We start from the raw sequence: 470 nt of genomic DNA on the forward strand, positions 1-470 counted from the left end.
CGCTAACCGGTCCTCTTAACGTTCCGGCACCGGGCAGGCGTCAGTCCGTATACATCGTCTTACGACTTCGCACGGACCTGTGTTTTTAGTAAACAGTCGCTTCCCCCTGGTATCTGCGACCCCACCACGCTCAAACAGCAAGTGAAATCACGTGACAGGGCCCCCCTTCTCCCGAAGTTACGGGGGCAATTTGCCGAGTTCCTTAACCACAGTTCACCCGATCGCCTTGGTATTCTCTACCTGACCACCTGAGTCGGTTTCGGGTACGGGCCGCCGGCGCACTCGCTAGAGGCTTTTCTCGGCAGCATGGGATCACCCACTTCACCACAATCGGCTCGGCATCACACCTCAGGCTTAATGAGAGACGGATTTGCCTGCCTCTCGCCCTACATGCTTACCCCGGGACAACCACCGCCCGGGATGGGCTACCCTCCTGCGTCACCCCATCGCTTACCTACTACCGGATCAGG

1 rRNA gene is annotated in these 470 nt (G+C 58.5%); it reads right to left on the reverse strand.

Annotated elements, in window-relative coordinates:
- Nucleotides 1-470 (reverse strand): 23S ribosomal RNA (locus tag RUR_RS06670); the annotation flags it as partial.

Source organism: Rhizohabitans arisaemae (genome assembly GCF_025996515.1).
Taxonomy (GTDB): Bacteria; Actinomycetota; Actinomycetes; order Streptosporangiales; family Streptosporangiaceae; genus Rhizohabitans; species Rhizohabitans arisaemae.